The sequence below is a fragment of the Methylomonas montana genome (assembly GCF_030490285.1).
GTDB classification, from domain to species: Bacteria; Pseudomonadota; Gammaproteobacteria; order Methylococcales; family Methylomonadaceae; genus Methylomonas; species Methylomonas montana.
On the sequence record NZ_CP129884.1, the window covers coordinates 3,263,301 to 3,285,191 of the forward strand.

At 50.2% G+C, this 21,891-nt stretch carries 16 protein-coding genes, 2 tRNA genes and 3 rRNA genes; 2 read left to right on the top strand and 19 right to left on the bottom strand.

Annotated features, from left to right (window positions below):
- Positions 1-41: 41 nt before the first annotated feature.
- From rrf to cutA, 18 genes are all read right to left on the bottom strand, one after another.
- Positions 42-157: ribosomal RNA gene (rrf, locus tag QZJ86_RS15030) — 5S ribosomal RNA — on the bottom strand.
- Positions 158-379: 222 nt separating this feature from the next.
- Positions 380-3,274: ribosomal RNA gene (locus tag QZJ86_RS15035) — 23S ribosomal RNA — on the bottom strand.
- A 371-nt stretch (positions 3,275-3,645) separates the two neighbouring features.
- Positions 3,646-3,721: transfer RNA gene (locus QZJ86_RS15040), tRNA-Ala, on the bottom strand.
- Positions 3,722-3,756: 35 nt separating this feature from the next.
- Positions 3,757-3,833 (bottom strand) — tRNA-Ile (locus QZJ86_RS15045).
- Positions 3,834-3,894: 61 nt separating this feature from the next.
- Positions 3,895-5,428: ribosomal RNA gene (locus QZJ86_RS15050) — 16S ribosomal RNA — on the bottom strand.
- The 16S, 23S and 5S rRNA genes sit together here with 2 tRNA genes alongside, the layout of an rRNA operon.
- A 437-nt stretch (positions 5,429-5,865) precedes the next feature.
- Positions 5,866-6,840 carry a GDP-L-fucose synthase gene (gene fcl, locus QZJ86_RS15055; RefSeq protein ID WP_301671283.1) on the bottom strand — a complete coding sequence of 325 codons (975 nt, stop codon included), beginning with the start codon at positions 6,838-6,840 and terminating at the stop codon, positions 5,866-5,868.
- Positions 6,841-6,844: 4 nt separating this feature from the next.
- Complete coding sequence (gene gmd / locus QZJ86_RS15060; RefSeq protein WP_301671284.1) at positions 6,845-7,966, bottom strand: GDP-mannose 4,6-dehydratase; 1,122 nt, start codon at positions 7,964-7,966, stop codon at positions 6,845-6,847.
- A gap of 85 nt (positions 7,967-8,051) precedes the next feature.
- A complete protein-coding gene (xrtD, locus tag QZJ86_RS15065) occupies positions 8,052-9,659 on the bottom strand; it encodes a VPLPA-CTERM-specific exosortase XrtD (protein ID WP_301671285.1) in 1,608 nt (535 codons plus the stop codon).
- A 201-nt stretch (positions 9,660-9,860) separates the two neighbouring features.
- The gene (locus QZJ86_RS15070) at positions 9,861-10,388 is read right to left on the bottom strand and encodes a hypothetical protein (protein ID WP_301671286.1); all 528 of its coding nucleotides are present in this window, start codon (positions 10,386-10,388) and stop codon (positions 9,861-9,863) included.
- 179 nt (positions 10,389-10,567) lie between these two features.
- Positions 10,568-11,764, bottom strand: a complete 1,197-nt coding sequence (locus tag QZJ86_RS15075) for a class I SAM-dependent rRNA methyltransferase (protein ID WP_301671287.1) — start codon at positions 11,762-11,764, stop codon at positions 10,568-10,570.
- Between the two features lie 6 nt (positions 11,765-11,770).
- Positions 11,771-12,412, bottom strand: coding sequence for a zinc-ribbon and DUF3426 domain-containing protein (locus QZJ86_RS15080; RefSeq protein WP_301671288.1), 642 nt, complete (start codon positions 12,410-12,412; stop codon positions 11,771-11,773).
- Positions 12,413-12,416: 4 nt separating this feature from the next.
- The gene (prmA, locus tag QZJ86_RS15085; protein WP_301671289.1) at positions 12,417-13,301 is read right to left on the bottom strand and encodes a 50S ribosomal protein L11 methyltransferase; all 885 of its coding nucleotides are present in this window, start codon (positions 13,299-13,301) and stop codon (positions 12,417-12,419) included.
- Between the two features lie 60 nt (positions 13,302-13,361).
- On the bottom strand, positions 13,362-14,705 hold the full coding sequence (accC, locus tag QZJ86_RS15090) for an acetyl-CoA carboxylase biotin carboxylase subunit (protein WP_301671290.1): 1,344 nt from the start codon (positions 14,703-14,705) through the stop codon (positions 13,362-13,364).
- A gap of 20 nt (positions 14,706-14,725) precedes the next feature.
- The gene (accB, locus tag QZJ86_RS15095) at positions 14,726-15,166 is read right to left on the bottom strand and encodes an acetyl-CoA carboxylase biotin carboxyl carrier protein (RefSeq protein WP_301671291.1); all 441 of its coding nucleotides are present in this window, start codon (positions 15,164-15,166) and stop codon (positions 14,726-14,728) included.
- On the bottom strand, positions 15,156-15,617 hold the full coding sequence (aroQ, locus tag QZJ86_RS15100) for a type II 3-dehydroquinate dehydratase (RefSeq protein WP_301671292.1): 462 nt from the start codon (positions 15,615-15,617) through the stop codon (positions 15,156-15,158). The genes accB and aroQ overlap by 11 nt, the downstream gene beginning before the upstream one ends.
- A gap of 113 nt (positions 15,618-15,730) precedes the next feature.
- On the bottom strand, positions 15,731-16,255 hold the full coding sequence (locus QZJ86_RS15105) for a TlpA family protein disulfide reductase (RefSeq protein WP_301671293.1): 525 nt from the start codon (positions 16,253-16,255) through the stop codon (positions 15,731-15,733).
- Entirely contained in the window at positions 16,252-18,468 is a 2,217-nt protein-coding gene (gene dsbD, locus QZJ86_RS15110) for a protein-disulfide reductase DsbD (RefSeq protein WP_301671294.1), read from the bottom strand. The genes QZJ86_RS15105 and dsbD overlap by 4 nt, the downstream gene beginning before the upstream one ends.
- Positions 18,450-18,767 (bottom strand): divalent-cation tolerance protein CutA, encoded by a 318-nt coding sequence (gene cutA / locus QZJ86_RS15115; RefSeq protein WP_301671295.1) that lies wholly within the window; start codon positions 18,765-18,767, stop codon positions 18,450-18,452. Before cutA ends, dsbD begins: the two co-directional genes overlap by 19 nt.
- Positions 18,768-18,839: 72 nt before the next feature.
- On the opposite strand from cutA, the gene QZJ86_RS15120 reads away from it, so the two are divergent.
- Positions 18,840-19,280 (top strand): FxsA family protein, encoded by a 441-nt coding sequence (locus QZJ86_RS15120; protein ID WP_301671296.1) that lies wholly within the window; start codon positions 18,840-18,842, stop codon positions 19,278-19,280.
- Positions 19,281-19,340: 60 nt separating this feature from the next.
- Here the strand turns inward: QZJ86_RS15120 and QZJ86_RS15125 are convergent, their stop codons facing one another.
- A complete protein-coding gene (locus QZJ86_RS15125; protein WP_301671297.1) occupies positions 19,341-19,574 on the bottom strand; it encodes a YgaP family membrane protein in 234 nt (77 codons plus the stop codon).
- Positions 19,575-19,676: 102 nt separating this feature from the next.
- On the opposite strand from QZJ86_RS15125, the gene uvrD reads away from it, so the two are divergent.
- A complete protein-coding gene (uvrD, locus tag QZJ86_RS15130) occupies positions 19,677-21,842 on the top strand; it encodes a DNA helicase II (protein WP_301671298.1) in 2,166 nt (721 codons plus the stop codon).
- Positions 21,843-21,891: the final 49 nt, after the last annotated feature.

The window sequence follows — 21,891 nt, forward strand, 5'->3', positions numbered from 1 at the left end:
AAAAAAGCCCAGCTATCACTAGCTGGGCTTTAGTGTTAAGAGCTTGGCGATGACCTACTTTCACATGGCAACCTGCCACACTATCATCGGCGCTAAGCGGTTTCACTTCCGAGTTCGGGATGGGATCGGGTGGTTCACGCTCGCTATGTTCACCAAGCAAACTGGTTGGGCTGGATGGTTATCCAACCGTCATGCAACAGGTTAGGTTTAGCCTCATTGGGCTTTGTGCCTTTAGGCTTTTCGCGCGCACGTTCACTTTTGAGGGGTGTTCGCTGCGGCTTTTGCCTTTGACCTGTCTTTCATGGAAATCTGTATCGAGTTTGTCGTTCTCAGTTGCTTATCAGCTGGTCAACTGCTACCCAAACGCATTGGGTGTTATATGGTCAAGCCTCACGGGCAATTAGTACACGTTAGCTTCACACATTACTGCGCTTCCACACCGTGCCTATCAACGTCGTAGTCTCCGACGGCCCTTCAGGGGACTTATAGTCCCAGTGAGATCTCATCTTGGGAGGGGCTTCCCGCTTAGATGCTTTCAGCGGTTATCCTGTCCGAACGTGGCTACCCGGCAATGCCATTGGCATGACAACCGGAACACCAGAGGTTCGTCCACTTCGGTCCTCTCGTACTAGAAGCAGCTTCCCTCAAATCTCAAACGCCCACGGCAGATAGGGACCGAACTGTCTCACGACGTTCTGAACCCAGCTCGCGTACCACTTTAAATGGCGAACAGCCATACCCTTGGGACCTGCTTCAGCCCCAGGATGTGATGAGCCGACATCGAGGTGCCAAACACCGCCGTCGATATGAACTCTTGGGCGGTATCAGCCTGTTATCCCCGGCGTACCTTTTATCCGTTGAGCGATGGCCCTTCCATACAGAACCACCGGATCACTAAGACCTACTTTCGTACCTGCTCGACTTGTCCGTCTCGCAGTCAAGCACCCTTATGCCTTTGCACTCATTGCCTGATTTCCGACCAGGCTGAGGGTACCTTCGTGCTCCTCCGTTACTCTTTAGGAGGAGACCGCCCCAGTCAAACTACCCACCAGACACTGTCCCTAACCCGGATAACGGGTCGAGGTTAGAACTCCAAACATACCAGGGTGGTATTTCAAGGTTGGCTCCACGAGAACTGGCGTTCCCGCTTCAAAGCCTCCCACCTATCCTACACAAGTAGGTTCAAAGTCCAGTGTCAAGCTATAGTAAAGGTGCACGGGGTCTTTCCGTCTAGCCGCGGGTACACTGCATCTTCACAGCGATTTCAATTTCACTGAGTCCCAGGTGGAGACAGTGTGGCCATCGTTACGCCATTCGTGCAGGTCGGAACTTACCCGACAAGGAATTTCGCTACCTTAGGACCGTTATAGTTACGGCCGCCGTTTACTGGGGCTTCGATCAAGAGCTTCTCCGAAGATAACCCCATCAATTAACCTTCCAGCACCGGGCAGGCGTCACACCCTATACGTCCACTTTCGTGTTTGCAGAGTGCTATGTTTTTGCTAAACAGTCGCAGCCACCGATTTTTTGCAACCCTCTTTCGCTCCAAGAGCAAGTCTCTTCACGACATGAGGGCATACCTTCTCCCGAAGTTACGGTATCATTTTGCCTAGTTCCTTCACCTGGGTTCTCTCAAGCGCCTTAGAATTTTCATCCCACCCACCTGTGTCGGTTTAGGGTACGGCCACTAGTAACCTGAAGCTTAGAGGTTTTTCCTGGAAGCAGGGCATCTATCACTTCGCTGTTCTTTCGAACCGCTCGTCATCACGTCTCGGCATAGAGCACCCCGGATTTGCCTAAGATGCATGCCTACCTGCTTAAACGGCCACTTCCAACCGACCGCTGATATAGCCTTCTCCGTCACCCCATCGCAGTTACTACTGGTACAGGAATATTAACCTGTTTTCCATCGACTACGCTTTTCAGCCTCGCCTTAGGTGCCGACTAACCCTGCGTCGATTAACGTTGCGCAGGAAACCTTGGGTTTTCGGCGAGGGGGTTTTTCACCCCCTTTATCGTTACTTATGTCAGCATTCGCACTTCCGATACCTCCAGCACACTTCTCAATGCACCTTCGCAGGCGTACGGAACGCTCCTCTACCACTCACACTTACGTGTAAATCCGTAGCTTCGGTACTATGCTTAGCCCCGGTAAATCTTCCGCGCAGACCGACTCGACCAGTGAGCTATTACGCTTTCTTTAAAGGATGGCTGCTTCTAAGCCAACCTCCTGGCTGTCTGTGCCTTTCCACATCGTTTCCCACTGAGCATAGATTTGGGGACCTTAGCTGACGGTCTGGGCTGTTTCCCTTTTCACGACGGACCTTATCACCCGCCGTGTGTCTCCCGTGCTGGCACTTGCTGGTATTCGGAGTTTGCATCGGGTTGGTAAGTCGGGATGACCCCCTAGCCGAAACAGTGCTCTACCCCCAGCAGTGATACACGAGGCGCTACCTAAATAGCTTTCGAGGAGAACCAGCTATCTCCGAGCTTGATTAGCCTTTCACTCCGATCCACAGCTCATCCCCGTCTTTTTCAACAGACGTGGGTTCGGCCCTCCAGTTAGTATTACCCAACCTTCAGCCTGGCCATGGATAGATCGCCCGGTTTCGGGTCTACACCTTGCGACTAAACGCCCTATTAAGACTCGCTTTCGCTACGCCTCCCCTATTCGGTTAAGCTTGCCACAAAATGTAAGTCGCTGACCCATTATACAAAAGGTACGCAGTCACCCCACGAAGGGGCTCCCACTGCTTGTACGCATACGGTTTCAGGTTCTATTTCACTCCGCTCTCCGCGGTTCTTTTCGCCTTTCCCTCACGGTACTAGTTCACTATCGGTCAGTAAGGAGTATTTAGCCTTGGAGGATGGTCCCCCCATATTCAGTCAAAGTTTCACGTGCTCCGACCTACTCGATTTCACTAAAAACAGGTTTTCGTGTACGGGGCTATCACCCTGTATCGCCGGACTTTCCAGACCGTTCCACTAACCTAATTCTAGCTTAAGGGCTAGTCCCCGTTCGCTCGCCACTACTTAGGGAATCTCGGTTGATTTCTTTTCCTCCGGGTACTTAGATGTTTCAGTTCTCCGGGTTCGCTTCAGTGAGCTATGTATTCACTCAAAGATGACCAACTTATGTTGGCCGGGTTTCCCCATTCAGAGATCTCCGGATCAAAGGCTGTTTGCCGCCTCCCCGAAGCTTATCGCAGGCTACCACGTCTTTCATCGCCTCTTACTGCCTAGGCATTCACCGTATGCGCTTATTCACTTGACCATATAACCCGAATACGTCTGCTTTCACTCGGCCTTGGAGGTTAATCCTGAGCTTTACTAGGCTTTCTATTTAAGTTATTTGTCAGCTGACATTTTCGCTGATTTTTTCTGCTTGAGAACGACATGCCGTTTACTTCTTGTCTTTATCTTTCGATAATGACGCGTTATAAACCGCAACTCGTTTCAGTTTCGATCATTGCTGATCGTTACTATAGTTACAGATTTCCATATTGTTAAAGAGCTATTGGTACGAATACCAATGCTATAAAGTCTTTATCTTTACCTTAAAGATAAAACCCTATAGCGCTGATGTTCTGACACCTCTCATCGACGACACTTTTCACACTCACCGCTCAACCGATGTTGGCTTGATGGTGGAGCCAGGGAGGATCGAACTCCCGACCTCCTGCGTGCAAGGCAGGCGCTCTCCCAGCTGAGCTATGGCCCCGAATAGACTAAAGACTTTCGCCTTTTTTCGTTAGTTGGTGGGTCTGGGAGGAGTTGAACCTCCGACCTCACCCTTATCAGGGGTGCGCTCTAACCAACTGAGCTACAGACCCAGGTGCGTCTTTCAATCGAAATAATTTGTTGTGAGTACGTATGACAGTTGCTCTGTCTTTGTAAGGAGGTGATCCAGCCCCAGGTTCCCCTAGGGCTACCTTGTTACGACTTCACCCCAGTCATGAATCACAAAGTGGTAAGCGCCCTCCCGAAGGTTAAACTACCTACTTCTTTTGCAACCCACTCCCATGGTGTGACGGGCGGTGTGTACAAGGCCCGGGAACGTATTCACCGCGGCATTCTGATCCGCGATTACTAGCGATTCCGACTTCACGCAGTCGAGTTGCAGACTACGATCCGGACTGGGACCGGCTTTCTGGGATTAGCTTACTCTCGCGAGTTCGCAGCCCTCTGTACCGGCCATTGTAGCACGTGTGTAGCCCTACCCATAAGGGCCATGATGACTTGACGTCGTCCCCACCTTCCTCCGGTTTATCACCGGCAGTCTCCCTAGAGTTCCCGCCATTACGCGCTGGCAACTAAGGATAAGGGTTGCGCTCGTTACGGGACTTAACCCAACATTTCACAACACGAGCTGACGACAGCCATGCAGCACCTGTCTCAGAGTTCCCGAAGGCACTCCGCTATCTCTAACAGATTCTCTGGATGTCAAGGGTAGGTAAGGTTCTTCGCGTTGCATCGAATTAAACCACATGCTCCACCGCTTGTGCGGGCCCCCGTCAATTCATTTGAGTTTTAGCCTTGCGGCCGTACTCCCCAGGCGGTCAACTTAATACGTTAGCTCCACTACTAAGTTCTTTAAGAACCCAACAGTTAGTTGACATCGTTTACGGCGTGGACTACCAGGGTATCTAATCCTGTTTGCTACCCACGCTTTCGTACCTCAGCGTCAGTTTTAGTCCAGAGAGCCGCCTTCGCCACTGGTGTTCCTTCAGATCTCTACGCATTTCACCGCTACACCTGAAATTCCACTCTCCTCTACTAAACTCTAGTGACCCAGTATCAAATGCAGTTCCCAGGTTAAGCCCAGGGCTTTCACATCTGACTTAAATCACCGCCTACGCACGCTTTACGCCCAGTAATTCCGATTAACGCTTGCACCCTCCGTATTACCGCGGCTGCTGGCACGGAGTTAGCCGGTGCTTCTTGTATAGGTAATGTCAGTCTACCGGGTATTAGCCGATAGGTATTCCTTCCTATTGAAAGTGCTTTACAACCCTCAGGCCTTCTTCACACACGCGGTATTGCTGGATCAGGCTTTCGCCCATTGTCCAATATTCCCCACTGCTGCCTCCCGTAGGAGTCTGGGCCGTGTCTCAGTCCCAGTGTGGCTGATCATCCTCTCAGACCAGCTATGGATCGTCGCCTTGGTAGGCCTTTACCCTACCAACTAGCTAATCCAACATAGGCTCATCTATTAGCGCGAGGTCCGAAGAGCCCCCGCTTTCCCCCGTAGGGCGTATGCGGTATTAGCGTGAGTTTCCCCACGTTGTCCCCCACTAATAGGCAGATTCCTATGCATTACTCACCCGTCCGCCACTCGTCAGCGCCCGAAGGCCTGCTACCGTTCGACTTGCATGTGTTAAGCATACCGCCAGCGTTCAATCTGAGCCATGATCAAACTCTTCAGTTTAATTTTAACTTGTTACTAAATAAGATTAGTAACCAATCTTGGCTCGACTACAGAACATCTTTTCTTGCGAATTGACGTGGTTTTCTGTGTCGACTATTTCTATACAGAACATAGCCATCACACATACCCACACAAATTATTTCGATTTAGTTTGTTAAAGAGCCAGGGCATTTCGCCCTGTTGAGCCGACATATTCTACAGCGTTTTCAGTGTTTGTCAAATTTATTTTTAAGTCATTTCAAAAAACCGAAACACCAAAAAACAAAACCAACCTAAACACCACCAACCCACCGAACCCAGTCGACCGCTTCACCGTCAAAACCAACCTGCCTGAGCAGTGAAGAGCCGCTCATTATACATCCCACTCACACCAAGTCAAGCATTAATTCTATCCGCGCGAACTTCACGCCTTTCGTGAGCGCGGATGTAACGCCAGCTTATTGCTGTTTAAACTGGCCCTGATGTTCGACAAACCATTGATATGTCCGCGCAAGCCCATCTTTCAACCCGATTTTTGGCTGCCACCCCAGAGACTTGAGCTTTGATATATTCATGAGTTTTCGTGGAGTACCATCCGGTTTACTGCTATCCCAACTAATTTGCCCTTGATAACCGACAACACATTGAATAGTCTTAGCTAATTCTCGAACGGTTACATCGTCGCCCGTTCCTACATTTAGATGCGACAACATGGGTGTAGTACAAGATTGATACTGTTCTTTATCCAGAGCCATCACATGCAGACAAGCCGCAGCCATGTCATCGACATGCAGAAACTCGCGCATGGCATTACCGGTTCCCCACACGCTGACGGTTGCCAAATCACTGACCTTGGCATCGTAAAACTTTCTGATCAACGCCGGGATAACGTGACTGTTTTCTAAATGAAAATTATCGTTTTCTCCATACAAATTGGTCGGCATCACCGAGCGATAATCCGTGCCATATTGCCGATTATAGGATTCGCACAACTTGATTCCGGTAATCTTGGCTATTGCATATGGCTCGTTAGTGGACTCCAAAATACCCGTCAACAACGCCTCTTCCGCCATCGGCTGTTCGGCGAACTTCGGATAAATACAAGAACTACCCAAAAACAAAAGCTGTTTACAACCAATCTGCCATGCTTGATGAACCACATTGGCTTCCATCATCAGGTTTTGATAGATAAATTCGGCGGGATATTCATTGTTGGCATGAATACCGCCTACTTTGGCAGCAGCAAGAATTACCTGATTCGGACGCTCCTGCTCCATGAATTGCCTTACAGCCACTTGGTCAGTCAAATCTAATTCGGCATGGGCACGGACCACAATGTTTTGATAACCGGCTTCAATCAATTGCCGATAAATCGCCGAACCAACCATACCCCGATGGCCTGCCAGATAAATTTTATCTTGCTTATCGATCATGCTGTTACTCCCGACTGACCGCCACGTTGTAACCTTGTTTTTTCAGCAAAGCATGTTTCTGCGCTTGTTCAAGATCGTAAGCAACCATTTCGGCCACCATTTCCTGCAAGGTAATCTGCGGCACCCAACCTAATTTGTTTTTAGCATTGCTCGGATCCCCCAACAAGGTCTCCACTTCGGCAGGTCTAAAATAGCGCGGATCAATGGCGACAATATTTTGACCGACCGACATACTGGGTGCCTTGTCGCCTGCAATTGCGTCTACGTAGCCTTTTTCCTCAACACCCGAACCTTCCCAGCGAATGCTCACCCCAAGCTCTTCAGCTGACATTTCGATAAACTGCCTTACCGAATACTGTACACCGGTAGCAATGACAAAATCCTCCGGCTTTTCTTGTTGCAGCATCATCCATTGCATGCGCACATAATCCTTGGCATGCCCCCAATCCCTGAGCGAATCCATATTACCCATGTAAAGACATTTATCCAAACCGATAGCGATATTACTTAGTCCGCGAGTGATTTTACGTGTTACGAAAGTTTCGCCTCGGCGCGGCGATTCGTGATTGAACAAAATACCGTTACACGCATACATCCCATACGCTTCACGATAATTAACGGTGATCCAATAAGCGTAAAGCTTGGCGACCGCGTAGGGCGAGCGAGGATAAAACGGCGTAGTCTCTTTTTGCGGGATTTCTTGAACTAAGCCATACAACTCCGAAGTCGACGCCTGGTAAAAACGTGTGGTTTTTTCCATACCGAGAAAACGAATGGCCTCCAAAAGCCGTAATGTACCCATGGCATCAACGTCTGCGGTATATTCCGGGGATTCGAACGATACAGCAACATGGCTCATCGCACCCAAGTTGTAGACTTCATCCGGACGGATTTCGCTGAGAATACGGGTCAGATTTGAACTATCGGTCAAATCGCCATAATGCAGAAAAAACTGCGGATCCTTGATATGCGGGTCTTGATAGATATGATCAACGCGCTCGGTATTAAATAAGGACGAACGCCGTTTGATGCCATGTACTTCATAGCCTTTTTCCAATAGGAATTCCGCAAGATACGATCCATCTTGGCCGGTTATCCCTGTGATCAACGCTTTCTTTCTGCTCATTATCGCTCCGTTTCTATTGAGTTACATTCAACACAAAATCTATTAAACATCGGTAAACAATCAATTGCGCCGACATCATATTCCGCTAACCGGGTACCACCGAATATCCGACCGGAACAATGGTTTTACCCGGTAAATATGCCGGCAGCTCCGGTAGAAAATCTTTCAAGAATACCTGCAAGCGCCGGTCGGCAACGGTAATATCTTCAACCTTATCAACTGGCGTAACTAGCCTAATCAATGCACCATCAGTACGATTCATGGCAATGGCATCGTAAAACAAATACCATTTCACCATATATTCATTGGTGATCATCCGGCCACGCTGCTGAAACCAAAAATACACCAACTGCCGGCTTTCGCCTTTCTGGATAATCGCCCGATTGACACGCAACGCCTGACCTTCCAATTGCATATCAGGGAACTCGCGCTGCTCGAAACTAGTGATCTGCCAACCGTCCCCAGGAATACAACTACGCGGCGAATGCACAACTGCGCCTTTACGTTGCGACTGGTAATACGCACTGTAAAAATTAACATTACTATGAGTTTCTGACTGTGTGAAATTGACAATCACATAATCGGTCAATTTCAGTTCATCCAAATAGTATTGCGTCAGATAATCATTGCGCCCCTGCCAACTACCCAGGTGGGTAGGAAAATTCAAAAAGGCCTTGCGCTCGGGCACAATATCCTCCCGCCCTTTAAAAATCTCGGAAGCGCCGGCGCCGAAACCAAGCAGAAGCAATACCGCAAACACGGATTTATTCAAAATCGCCGCAGGGACATCACGCGACACGGGATGACTCCATTCTTCAGGAATCTGCACCAACTCGCTCATCGCCAGCTTCCGGCCGCCGATCCAGCTGAAAATCCACATTTCAACAAACAGCAGCACCATACACAACAGGAAAACTGCCCATCCTTCGAAATCGTGCAGGAAGCCTTCCGCCATCTCGGTGCCCCAATTATCGACCAGCACACCGATCACGCCGATCCGAAAACTATTCATGAAAATAGTCAGCGGCATAGACGATAAGAAAATCAACAACTTCTGCCAGAACGGTCCTTTAAACAAATAGGCGCACAAAAACGCCAAACTAGCCAATGGAAACAGGTAGCGCAAACCGCTGCAAGCATCGACCACCTGTAATTTGTAGTTACCCAAATCGATAACATTGCCTTCCAGGTAAACCATGATGTCGCAAGCTCGGATAAACTCCACTCCCAGCCAGGACGAAATCAATTGCAGTTTTGAAGAAAGATTATTCAATATGAACGACGGGAAAGGCACCATGAAGATCAAAAACAACAAGGGAATCGCCCCGACCCGCAAACCGTGCATACCAAATGCGCTGGCAAACAGACCTGTTAAAACGATCAAAAAGGCATATTGCTCCATGGTTTTTATCGTTGCCAATCCACCTAAAACGAATAATATCAGCCCCAAACCGACAATCGCCAAACCGGGAAGCGAAGCCTTAAATCCCGGCACCAAAGCCAATTCGCCACGGCGCATCCATAACAGATAGGCTGTAATAATGGGTATGAAAAAGCCATGGCTATATTCCTCGACATTGGTCCATGTCGTCGCCATTTCTACCAGACTATCTCTGAATACCACACATAGCAGCACTAAGGCCGCGCCCCATAAAGACCAGATGCCGGTCGCTTTCGTATTCTCTGTATTCATTCCGTGTCGAAAATAAGAATTGATGATTAAAATTTGCCCTATGCCATCGGGCCTTTTACCCTGTGTCGATACATTACCCAATCTCTTGCACTTTCCTCGACCGGCCGATTTTAATCGTATTAAAACCAATCGGCCTGCCGAGCATATCTAAACCATTATCCCTAGCCTATATGAAAGTCAGGTTACACAAACCCATCTAACCTAAGCGTCGGGATCGACCGTAAAAATCGGATTGCTTTTATCTTCTTCATTCAATTTAGCTTTCTCTTCCGGATAAATATGCCAAAAAGACTGATCGATAGCCCCGTCGGTATAGCTGTTTTTGCGATCATGGGTAAACGGGCACCACCAGTTTTCCACCACTTTCACCAAATAAGCATGCCATTCGAACAAACCGACACTAACAGGACAATACCAGGTGCAATTCAAAATCCAGAATAATTTCGATTGCGCCATGCTGAATTTAAACGATCCGTCCATGGTAATTTGATTTTTCAAGTCATAACGATGACTGGCCCTGGCCGGCAGAAAATCGCCCCAAGTTTTGACGTTCTGGGCGCCGACCAATTTCAGACTGAAATAAGTCAAATAAGCGCTGGTAATCACAAACGGCAAGGTCAAAATCGGCAAATAGATAAACAGCAAGCCGATAGCTCTCGATATAACCGGCATCTGTTTATGATGACAGCCAATATTGACGCGGTCTGCACAAGATTCGCAGGCTTTCATGTTGGTTTCTCCTCTGGAGTCGTTATTATTATTTGCTCGCTATTGAGCAGTTGAAAAATGCTACGACAACCTTCGCAGCAGAATTTTTTTTGGCCTGACGTGGTATTGAGCTCAAAACCGGCAATAAATACCGGTTGCCCACATAGACCGCACTTCGGCTTGCTTTCCACCCGGTTTCCTTATAACCGACTGGAAACAGCACAGAAAAAGGTTTTCAAGTAATCGGTCTCCGGCAACGCGGGATGAATCGGGTGATCCGGCCCTTGACTACCGCTGCCGAAAAACACCAAGTGCCTATCGATATGGCGTGCTGAAGAACGCAAAATCTCGTGCAGATTGTCCCTACTCAAATGATGCGAACAGGAGGCCGATACCAAAATCCCGTTATTGGACAAGACCTGTAGTGCGAGATGATTCAGACGGCGATAGGCTTCGTAACCGGCTTTGAAATCTTTTTTGCGTTTAATCAACGCTGGCGGATCGAGTACGATCGCGTCGTAATGTTGCTGCTGTTCCCTCGCCTGCTTCAGAAATTCGAACACATCGCTACGCACGAATTGCATCTTATCTTGCACTCGATTCAGTTCGGCGCTACCAGCCGCCAACGCCAACGCGCTTTCCGAGCTATCGACGCAACAAACTTCAGCTGCCCCTGCTACTGCGGCGGGGATACCCCAAGCCCCGGCATAGCTGAATAAATCCAGCACTTTTAAACCACGGGACCATTGCGCAAATTGCGCTCTGCTGTTGCGGTGATCGTAAAACCAACCGGTTTTCTGGCCATCGGCAACATTGACCATGAAACGCACGTTATTTTCTTCAATCAGCAACTGCTCGGGTAGCGTGCCGTGCACCAATTCCGGCTCCTGCGAAAGGTTTTCCAATTGCCGCTGACTGTTATCGTTTTTCAGCAAAATCGCGGTCGGCACCAGAATATCCAACAGCACCTTAACCAATACATCCTTATGTCTTTCCATACCGGCCGTGGTAATTTGCACAGAAAGCACGGTTCCGAACCGGTCTATCACCAAGCCCGGCAGACCATCGCTCTCGCCAAACACCAAGCGATAATAAGGCTTGTCGAACAGGCGTTCGCGCAAGGCCAGAGCTTGAGTCAATCGCGCTGTAAAAAAGCTTTCACCAATTTTGACGTTCGTTTTACGCGTCAATAAACGAGCGCAAATCAAGGCATTAGGGTTCAGATAAGCCACACCCAAGGCCTTGCCACCGGCATCATGCACGACGACTAAATCGCCGGCCATAAATTGATCTAGCGGGCTACGCTGACTATCAACCTCATTGCTGAATACCCACAAATGGCCTTGCCGAAGACGTTTGTCCTCATTTTTTTTCAGAAAAAGTTCCGGGTAGCTCATGATGCCCTAGAGTAAAGTAAAGGTATAACCGCCAACAATAGTGGCGGGTGCAACGATGGCCAAACGGATTTCGGCGATTTGGTCCGCCGCCAATTTACTTGGGCCTACTAAATACTGTTGTGCGGAAAACACGCGCTCGGCTAAAGGCTGGCCATTAAAACTCAACAATGTTAACTTCAAATCAGGGGCCGCTTGGGTAAACAAGGCTTGATTGCTGATCGCCGCGGTAAATAGATAACTGTGATCTGCCTGAATTTGCAGATCGCTATGAAAAACCGCCAGCTCATCAAGATTTCGATAAATCGGCAACCGACAAGGAATAGCTGCGCAGACCGCATCCAAGCCGGCTTTGAGCTGCGGCTGCATGATTAAGCGCAGCCCCTCGAAATAGATTATTTGTGCCACCAACAGTAACGACATCGTCACACTTGCCGCCAGCCAAGCCGCCGGAATCTGCTGCCGGGTTCCGGCGCTTTGGTGCTGGCCAGGCAAATCCTCGGCTAATTCGCTGTATTCGTGCTCGCTTAGGAAACGCAAACTATCAAACTGTTCGCCGCATGCCGAACAGATCAACAATCCACGCCGACTTCGCAATTGTTCAATGGTCAGTTCGTGTTGCTTAGCGCAGTGTGGACAGCGGCTGTACATCCATTCAACCGGGCTTATACGCATCCAATCGGCACCAGTCTTCCTGACTAACCGGGTCGGCCACTATTAAGCCCTGCTCCCGATAAGCCGCTGCCACCGAATCGGCCTGCTCGTTCAAAATCCCCGACAAAATCAATTGTCCACCAGGCTTCACCAGCACCGCAATCGTTGCCGCCAGCTCAATTAATGGTTTAGCAAGAATATTAGCAAGCACCAGATCCGCTTCAAATACCGTAAATTGTTCGGGAAGATAATAGTCTAGCCGTGCTTGCACCTTGTTTTTTTCGGCATTGTATTGACTGGCGGTCAAAGCTTGCGGATCGATATCAATGGCGTGCGCATGCTTGGCACCCAGTAATAGCGCCGCCACGGCCAGAATACCCGAGCCGCAACCGTAATCGATCAAGACCTTGTCTTTAATCTCGTTACTGGCTAACCACTCCAAACATAGCGCCGTGGTCGGATGTGTGCCGGTACCAAAAGCCAAGCCCGGATCCAAGGTCATGCAAACAGTGCCTGGCTCATGTTGTTCCTGGCCGCTGGGACAAATCCACAAGCGGTCGGCAAATTTCATTGCCTGAAAATGCTCCATCCACGCCCGCTCCCAAGCCTGATCCTGCAAAACTTCGGCCGACCATTCCTGCAAGGACTGTCCGATAAACTGATTGAACAACAAGGTATGCACGATATCGGGATCGGTATCGAGCTCGAATAGCGCAGTCACCCTAGTGCGGGTCCAAATTTTGGTTTGATCGATGGCCGGCTCGTAAACCGGCTCATCTTCGGCATCGCTATAGGTCACCGAAACCGCACCTAATTCGCTAAAAAACTCCGAAATATCGGGAGCGGTGGTTTCGTCAGTGATGACGGATAGTTGATGCCATGCCATAAGTATGAAGAGTTGGTGCCGGGAGGCGTCGTGCATTTGATACAGCCCCTCCCGCGCAGATTAATGAATACCCAATTTCTTTTCCAGATAATGGATATTTTGCCCGCCTTGGGCGAATGCGGCGTCGGCCATAATGCTTTGCTGCAAGGGGATATTGGTTTTTATGCCGTCTATCACCATTTCGCTCAGCGCCGTTCTCATCCGTGCAATGGCACTAGCTCTGTCATCGCCATGGGCAATCAATTTCCCTATCATCGAATCGTAATACGGCGGCACCTTATAGCCGTTGTAGATATGCGTTTCGCAGCGAATACCTGGGCCGCCCGGCATATGAAACTGATCGATCACCCCTGGGCTAGGCATGAAGGTTTTCGGATCTTCCGCATTCAAACGGCATTCGATCGCATGCCCGGTAAACGTCACCTGCTCTTGCGTGATCGATAAAGGCTCGCCGGCAGCGATGCGCAACTGTTCCTTGACGATATCGAAGCCGGTAATCATCTCTGTCACTGGATGCTCAACCTGAACACGCGTGTTCATTTCGATGAAATAAAACTGGCCTTTCTCGTAGAGGAACTCAAACGTACCGGCACCCAGATAACCGATCTCCCGGCAAGCCAGCGCGCAACGTTCGCCCATCTGTTTGCGTTGTTCCTCGGTAATACCCGGCGCCGGGGCTTCTTCAACCACTTTTTGATGGCGGCGCTGCATGGAGCAATCGCGCTCTCCCAGATGTATCGCGTTGCCGAATGAGTCGGCCAATACCTGAAATTCGATATGGCGTGGATCTTCCAGAAATTTTTCCATATACACGGTGCTATTGCCGAACGCAGTACCCGCTTCGGCTTTAGTCATCGCAATTGCATTCAGCAACGCGCTTTCGGTATGTACGGTGCGCATGCCGCGGCCACCACCGCCACCAGCGGCCTTGATAATGACCGGATAGCCGATTTCTCTAGCCATTTTCAGATTAGTTTCTTCATCCTCGCCCAAAGGGTCGCCATTGCCCGGCACGCAAGGAATACCGGCGGCCTGCATGGCTTTTTTCGCAGCAATTTTATCGCCCATCATCCGGATCGTTTCGGGCCTTGGGCCGATGAACACGAAACCACTTTGGCTGACTTTTTCGGAAAAATCGGCGTTTTCAGATAAAAACCCATAGCCGGGATGGATGGCTTCGGCATCGGTGACTTCCGCCGCGCTGATAATCGCCGGGATATTCAAATAGCTGCCGGCAGATGCGGCAGGTCCGATACAGACTGCTTCGTCGGCCAGCCGTACGTGTTTCAGGTCGCGGTCCGCTTCTGAATAAACAGCCACGGTTTTTATGCCCAATTCGCGGCAAGCCCGCAAAATGCGCAATGCAATCTCGCCGCGATTGGCGATGACAATTTTCTCAAACATAAGCCCAGCCCCTTTGTCGGTTATTCGATGATGAACAAAGGTTGGCCATATTCGACCGGATGGCCGTTTTCAACCAGAATTTGTTTGATTTTGCCGCTTTTATCGGCTTCGATCTGATTGAGAATTTTCATCGCTTCAATAATGCACAAAGTTTGACCCGTGCTAACCGATTGACCTATCTCGACAAACGCCGCCGAACCGGGTGACGCAGAACGATAAAAAGTACCGACCATCGGCGACTTGACGACATGGCCGCTGATTTTTTCTTCGACTGGTACAACTGCTACCGGAGCAGCCGCAATTGACGCCTGACCAACGGCAACCGGCGCGGCGTATTGCACAGGCGCAGCTGCGGAATAACGACTGATTCTGACTGATTCTTCGCCTTCGCTAATCTCAATCTCAGCAATATCGGATTCCTCGATAAGATCAATCAGTTTTTTTATTTTTCTAATATCCATTGTTCTGAGTTCTCTCTATTAATATCTGATGAGCGGCTTGTAAAGCCAATTCGTAACCGTTCGCCCCCAATCCGCAGATAACGCCGACGGCGATATCCGAAAAATACGAATGTCTTCTAAAAGGCTCACGGGCATGCACGTTCGATAAATGTACTTCTATGAATGCAATCTTGGTTGCCAGCAAGGCATCGCGAATTGCCACGCTGGTATGAGTAAATGCGGCAGGATTGATGATGATGAAATCGACGCCCTGCCGATAGGCTTGATGAATTTGTTCAATAATTTCATGCTCGGCGTTGCTTTGCAGGAAAGTCAGTTGATGGCCGAGACTTGCGGCCAACTGCTCCAACCCCTGCTGAATGCTTTGCAATGTCTTATTACCGTATAACCCCGGCTCTCGAACACCTAACAGATTTAAATTGGGTCCATTGAGAACAGTGAACTTTGCCATGCCGGTGCTGAACAAAAATAAGCTAAATAAAAAGGAATTCTGCCTAATTTGTAGGTTTTTGTCCAGATAAACCGTTTTTCACCTCATTAGCCATCGTTTTACCGGTTTTTCAGTTATTTTGTCGTCAACAACGGCTCCACGACTTCCAGAATTTTCTGTCGTGTCAGCTCGCCGAGCTGACGATGCACAATCTGACCTTGTTGATTGACGATGACAGTGAACGGCACGGTGTTGATGACGTTACCCAATTGTTGAGCCAACATCGTCGCCCCCTCCCCGCCAATCAATACCGGGTAATTGATATTGATGCGCTTTAGATAGTCCTGCACCGGCTGTTTATCTTCAATAGCGATGCCAATAAATTGCACACCTTTATCTTTATATTCGCCCTGAAGCTTGATGAATTCGGGAATTTCCTTCAAACACGGCGGACACCAGGTTGCCCAGAAATTGATAATCAATATTTTGCCGTGCCATTGCTCGACCGATTGCGGCTTATCCGCTAGATCCGGCAAACTGAAATTCAACGGTGCGACAGCTTGGCTGGCTTCGCCACTGGCAAGGTATTGACGCGCAAAAAGACCGGCCGCCAACGCGGCAACGGCGATCAATATCACGATTAGTATTTTTCGATTCATAATTGCTGCAAGGTTTTTAAAAAAGTGGCGGCATCCTGATAGCCGATGACGCGTTGCGCGGCCCGCTCTCTGCCGTCCGCCCCCCAAAAGATGATGCCAGGCGGCCCAATCAGATCGAAGCGTTTTAGCAGCGCTTTATCGGCCTCGTTATTGGCCGTGACGTCTGCCTGCAACACTACGAAATTAGCCAACTGTTGTTTTACCCGCGCATCGGTGAAGGTATAAGCCTCCATTTCCTTGCAGGAAATGCACCACTCGGCATAGAAATCCAGCATCACCGATTTCCCATTCGCCGCTGCTTGTTCGATTCGTTGTTCCAATTCCTGCACAGACGCCACGCGTTGAAAATCGAGACCCTGGACCGGCTTCGCTTCAGCACTCAAACTCATACCCTGTAGCGGTTGCAACGGATTGCTGTTGCCGGCACTGATTCCGATCAACTGCAATATTCCGAATACCAACATTATAATGCCAAGGCCTTTCCACAACTTACGCCAGCCGGATGCCGCTTCGGGCAAGGGATCGATCGCACCGAGAAAAATCGCCGGAACGACCAACAGCAAGGCCCACAAAAACATCGTCACCGCAGGCGGCAGGATGCGCGACAGCATCCACACCGCCACCACCAGCATCACCACACCGAACACGGCTTTGGTGGAATTCAGCCAAGCCCCTGCTTTAGGCAGTAGTTTTCCGGCCGAGGCTCCCAACAACAACAGCGGCACACCCATGCCTAGGCCCATCGAAAACAACGCCGAGCCACCCAGCGCCACATCGCCGGTCTGGCCGATATAAATCAATGCGGCCGCCAATGGCGCCGCCACGCACGGACCGACGATCAGAGACGATAAGGCACCCATGATGCCCGCTCCCCAATACGAGCCATCTCGATGCTTGTCGCTGGAGTTATGTAACAAGGCTTGCAACGATTTCGGTACTTCCAGTTGATAAAAGCCAAACATCGACAACGATAACAATACAAACAATCCGGAAAAAACCGCAATCACCCAAGGTGCTTGAAAGGTGGCTTGTAGATTACTGCCGAACAAGGCCGCCAAAATACCAAACACCGTGTACATTAAGGCCGACGCGAACACGTAACTCAAGGACAACAAAAAGGCTTTGCGGGTACCAATCCGATCGCCGTGACCAACGATGATGCCGGATAGGATTGGAATCATCGGAAACACGCAGGGCGTAAAAGCCAGCAACAACCCAAATCCAAAAAAACTGAATAGCGTCAACGCTAAACTGTCGCTGCGCAAAGCCTTGACGATTCTGTCCTGCTCCGACAATTCCGTGGCTGCAGCTACCGGCTTGGCCGGCAAAATATCTGCTTGCGGCAAATCCAGACTCACTTCGGATTGCATGGGGGGATAGCAAACACCCCGGTCGGCGCAACCTTGGAATTTTGCCAGCAACTTGATGGTTTCGGCGGCCGTACTATCGCGTAATAGTGGAATATCGACGCTGATCTGATTACGGTAGATTTGCACCTGCCCAAACTCGGCATCGTGATAAGCGGCGCCTTCCGGAAGCTGCAATGGCGTCAGGCGCGTCTGCGTGCCCCCCACGAGCTTTACCGCCAGTTTATCCTTGTAAAGATAATAACCTTCTGCGATTTGCCAATTGGCTTGCACGGTATAGGGGTCTTTCAGCGTCGCCAAAAACTGGAAAGCTTGTTCGGGCGGCAACAATTCGCTGGAAAACAAGCCGGGCGTCAAACCCTTCAGACCTTTGACGAACTGCGTGAGCGCACCGCTATTCTCGACCGGTTGTGCGGCCGGCAACGCTACATCCAACACCACCTTCTGAGGCGGATAGCAAACGCCGGCATCGGCGCAGCCCTGATATTTAACCAACAGTTTTAATTGCGACTCATGGTTTTGATTAATCAGCGGCAACACCACCGTCAACGCATTGCGGTATACCACCACTTCGCCCAACGCTGGGTCGTGCTCGGCGCTACCTGCCGGCATATCGGCCTGACCCAGTTGAATCGACTCGGTTTGAGATTGGAATTTAGTCTTATCACGATACAGGTGATAGCCTTCAGCAATCTGCCAGTTAAGTTCGACTGTATCGACGCTTGCCGCAGAAGCCGTTAGTTTAAACGCCTGCTCCGGCGGCAAAAAATCCTGACTGTCCAGCGCCATCGCGCTGCGAAAAAAAACGGCCAGCAGACACAACAAAATCAGTCGATGGCAAGGCATGAGTCTATCCATTTCAAATAATCCAAGGAGCCGCGCTCGATCGCGACCGCAATAATTTCCGGGAGTTGGTAAGGATGCAGGCTTTGCAGAGTGGCCTCAATAGCCGCATAGCGGTCCTGATGACTTTTGATGAGCAGCAAATGTTCCTGAGTAATTTCAACTTTGCCCTGCCATTCGTATACCGAACGTATACCCGGCATAATATTCACGCAGGCCGCCAACTTCTCGTTGATTAACGCACCTGCCAGTTTATCGGCGGTTTCGGCGTCCGGACAGGTACAAAGAATCAATTGATGCATGGCGATATTATCCTGGAATTTGGGCGAAGATGCTCTTAGTATTAGCCGCTTTTTCCCGCAAACGAGTCAGCCATGAAAACCATGCAAGTTCTATTTATCGCTTTTTTGATCGTTCCGTTTGTAGAAATCTATGTGTTATTGCAAGTGGGCGGAATGATCGGTGCTTTTCCGACCATTTTCTTGGTGGTACTTACCGCCGCGCTGGGCGCCTGGCTGTTGCGCCGCCAAGGCTTTGCCACCTGGCAACGTTTCCAGACCGCGCTGGCGCAAGGCGGAATTCCAGCTTATGAAATGATCGAAGGGCCTATTTTGCTGGTTGGCGGCGCTTTATTGCTAACACCGGGATTTTTTACCGATTTGCTGGGATTCGCCTGCCTGATACCGGCGCTACGCAGAAGAATTGCCATGTACATAATCGAGCAACATTTGCTCAAGACTCAGATTGGCTCGGTATTCAAGCAATCGCGCACCGATCAGACCATCATCGAAGGCGAATATAAGAAAGAAGACTAGCAACACCCCTTATTAATCCGAATCCGCGCCGGAGCTAAGATTCGGATTTACATTGAGTTTTTATTGACCGTCAGTCACATTGCTACCCAGGGTGTTCTTATCGAAACCGGAGTAAGCCGGACACCAGCCGACATAACTGGTGGCCACCAAGACCAGACCCACCACCAACATCAAAATGCTGGCGGTAAACAACGAAACGGCCAGCAACACCACACCCGAAACCATGCGGACTTTTTTATCTTTATCGCCGATGTTGTGTTCAAACTTGATCAAACGTTTATAATCGAAGCTCATTTCCAATCCTCTCTGTGTTGTATTTATTAGTCCTGACGCAAGGCTTTCCCTTAAAAGGCAAGCAAATATACACAGCTCTTCAAAATCTGCAAGTTATAAAAAATGGATGTCTCTTCTATCATTGCCTCATTGAACGACGACCAACGTCTGGCCGTTTCCGCCCCGATGCAAGCCATGCTGGTACTGGCCGGCGCCGGTAGCGGCAAAACCCGCGTACTGGTGCATCGCATCGCCTGGCACATCCAGGTCAACCATATTTCGCCCTACAACATTCTGGCAGTGACGTTTACCAATAAAGCTGCCAACGAAATGCGCAACCGCATCGAGGACTTACTCAAGACCTCAGCCCGCGCCATGTGGATCGGCACGTTTCATGGACTGGCCCATCGTTTACTGCGGCAACACGCCAAACAAGCCAAACTACCGGACACGTTTCAAGTGATGGACAGCGACGATCAACTACGGATCATCAAACGGCTGATCAAAAACCTGAATCTGGACGACAGCAAGTGGCCACCGAAACAGGCGCAATGGTTTATCAACGCCCAAAAAGACGAGGGCATCCGCGCCAAGCACCTGCAAGACAGCGGTGACTTTTATAACCGGCAGATGCGGCAGATTTACCTGGCTTACGAAGAGGTTTGCGAGCGTTCCGGACTGGTCGATTTTGCCGAACTGCTGCTGCGAGCTCACGAATTGCTGCGCGATAACGCAGATTTGCTGGCGTTTTACCGCGAGCGCTTCCAACAGGTGCATGTCGACGAATTTCAAGACACCAACACTATTCAATACGCGTGGCTTAGGCTGCTCACCGAAGGCAACAACAATCTGTTCGTGGTCGGCGACGACGACCAATCGATTTACGGCTGGCGGGGCGCCAAAATCGAAAATATCTTCAATTTCCAAAAGCACTATCCGGAGCACGGCATCGTCCGCCTGGAACAAAACTATCGCTCCAGCGGCCACATTTTAAAGGCCGCCAACACCTTGATCGCTAACAACGACAACCGGATGGGCAAGGAACTGTGGACCGACGCCGGCGAAGGCCATGCCATTTCCTTGTATTCGGCATTTAACGAGCAAGACGAAGCCTATTTCGTCGTCGAGAAAATCCGGCAATGGGTCAGAGATGGCGGCTTGCGTAGCGACACCGCGATACTGTACCGCTCCAATGCCCAATCCCGCCAGTTCGAAGAACGCTTGATGACCACTGCCACACCTTATCGGGTTTACGGCGGCCTGCGCTTTTTCGAGCGGATGGAAATCAAAAACGCCCTCGCCTATCTGCGCCTGTCCACCAATCCGCACGACGATCCCTCCTTCGAACGCGTAGTCAATACGCCGACGCGCGGCATCGGCGCCAAAACACTGGACGACATGCGTATCCTGGCCCGCCAACTACAGCTCTCGCTGTGGCAGGCAGCTTTGGCGATGTTGGAACAAAACCAGTTACCGGCCCGCGCCGCCAATGCCTTGCGCGGCTTCTTAAATCTGATTGTCGCACTCGGCGAAACCACTAAAGATTTGAGTCTGCATGAAACAGTCAAACAAATCGTCGAAACCAGCGGGCTGATCGAGCTTTATAAAAAAGAAAAACAAGACAAAGGCGAAGCTCGGGTGGAAAACCTGGAAGAGCTGGTTAACGCCGCCAGGCTATTCGATTACGACAGCGAAAACGCCGAAAACATGGGCGAACTGGACATGTTTTTAGCGCATGCGGCATTGGAAGCTGGAGAAATGCAAGGCGAAGTCGACGAAGACTGTGTACAACTGATGACGCTGCATTCCGCCAAGGGCCTGGAATTCAAGCTGGTGTTTTTAGTGGGATTGGAAGAAGGCCTATTCCCTTCTCAACAAGCGTTGGACGATGCCGGCCGCTTGCAGGAAGAACGCCGGCTTTGCTACGTCGGCATTACCCGCGCCATGCAACAGCTGTATTTGACGCACGCGGAGTCAAGGCGCCTTTACGGCAAGGACAGTTATCCACGCGCCTCGCGGTTTTTGCGAGAACTGCCGCAGGAGTCGATTCAGGAAATCAGGTTACGCGCCAATGTCAGCAGACCGGCCGCCAATAGCGCACCGCAAACCAAAAGTCTGGGCAGCAAGGGCACTTACAAACTGGGCCAGCCTGTCAGGCACGAGAAATTTGGCGAAGGTGTGGTATTGCAAATGGAAGGCGAAGGCGAGCAGGAACGGGTGCAGATCAATTTCCGCAACGCCGGCATCAAATGGCTGATGCTGGCATATGCCAAGTTGGAGACGGTTTAATCATTGACCACGAAGACACCGAGCACTCCGGGCTTCTTCACACCTTGCC

Coding starts and splice junctions, on each gene's coding strand:
- fcl (WP_301671283.1), bottom strand. CDS start 6,840: ATGATCGATAAGCAAGATAAAATTTATCTGGCAGGCCATCGGGGTATG.
- gmd (WP_301671284.1), bottom strand. CDS start 7,966: ATGAGCAGAAAGAAAGCGTTGATCACAGGGATAACCGGCCAAGATGGA.
- xrtD (WP_301671285.1), bottom strand. CDS start 9,659: ATGAATACAGAGAATACGAAAGCGACCGGCATCTGGTCTTTATGGGGC.
- QZJ86_RS15070 (WP_301671286.1), bottom strand. CDS start 10,388: ATGAAAGCCTGCGAATCTTGTGCAGACCGCGTCAATATTGGCTGTCAT.
- QZJ86_RS15075 (WP_301671287.1), bottom strand. CDS start 11,764: ATGAGCTACCCGGAACTTTTTCTGAAAAAAAATGAGGACAAACGTCTT.
- QZJ86_RS15080 (WP_301671288.1), bottom strand. CDS start 12,412: ATGTACAGCCGCTGTCCACACTGCGCTAAGCAACACGAACTGACCATT.
- prmA (WP_301671289.1), bottom strand. CDS start 13,301: ATGGCATGGCATCAACTATCCGTCATCACTGACGAAACCACCGCTCCC.
- accC (WP_301671290.1), bottom strand. CDS start 14,705: ATGTTTGAGAAAATTGTCATCGCCAATCGCGGCGAGATTGCATTGCGC.
- accB (WP_301671291.1), bottom strand. CDS start 15,166: ATGGATATTAGAAAAATAAAAAAACTGATTGATCTTATCGAGGAATCC.
- aroQ (WP_301671292.1), bottom strand. CDS start 15,617: ATGGCAAAGTTCACTGTTCTCAATGGACCCAATTTAAATCTGTTAGGT.
- QZJ86_RS15105 (WP_301671293.1), bottom strand. CDS start 16,255: ATGAATCGAAAAATACTAATCGTGATATTGATCGCCGTTGCCGCGTTG.
- dsbD (WP_301671294.1), bottom strand. CDS start 18,468: ATGCCTTGCCATCGACTGATTTTGTTGTGTCTGCTGGCCGTTTTTTTT.
- cutA (WP_301671295.1), bottom strand. CDS start 18,767: ATGCATCAATTGATTCTTTGTACCTGTCCGGACGCCGAAACCGCCGAT.
- QZJ86_RS15120 (WP_301671296.1), top strand. CDS start 18,840: ATGAAAACCATGCAAGTTCTATTTATCGCTTTTTTGATCGTTCCGTTT.
- QZJ86_RS15125 (WP_301671297.1), bottom strand. CDS start 19,574: ATGAGCTTCGATTATAAACGTTTGATCAAGTTTGAACACAACATCGGC.
- uvrD (WP_301671298.1), top strand. CDS start 19,677: ATGGATGTCTCTTCTATCATTGCCTCATTGAACGACGACCAACGTCTG.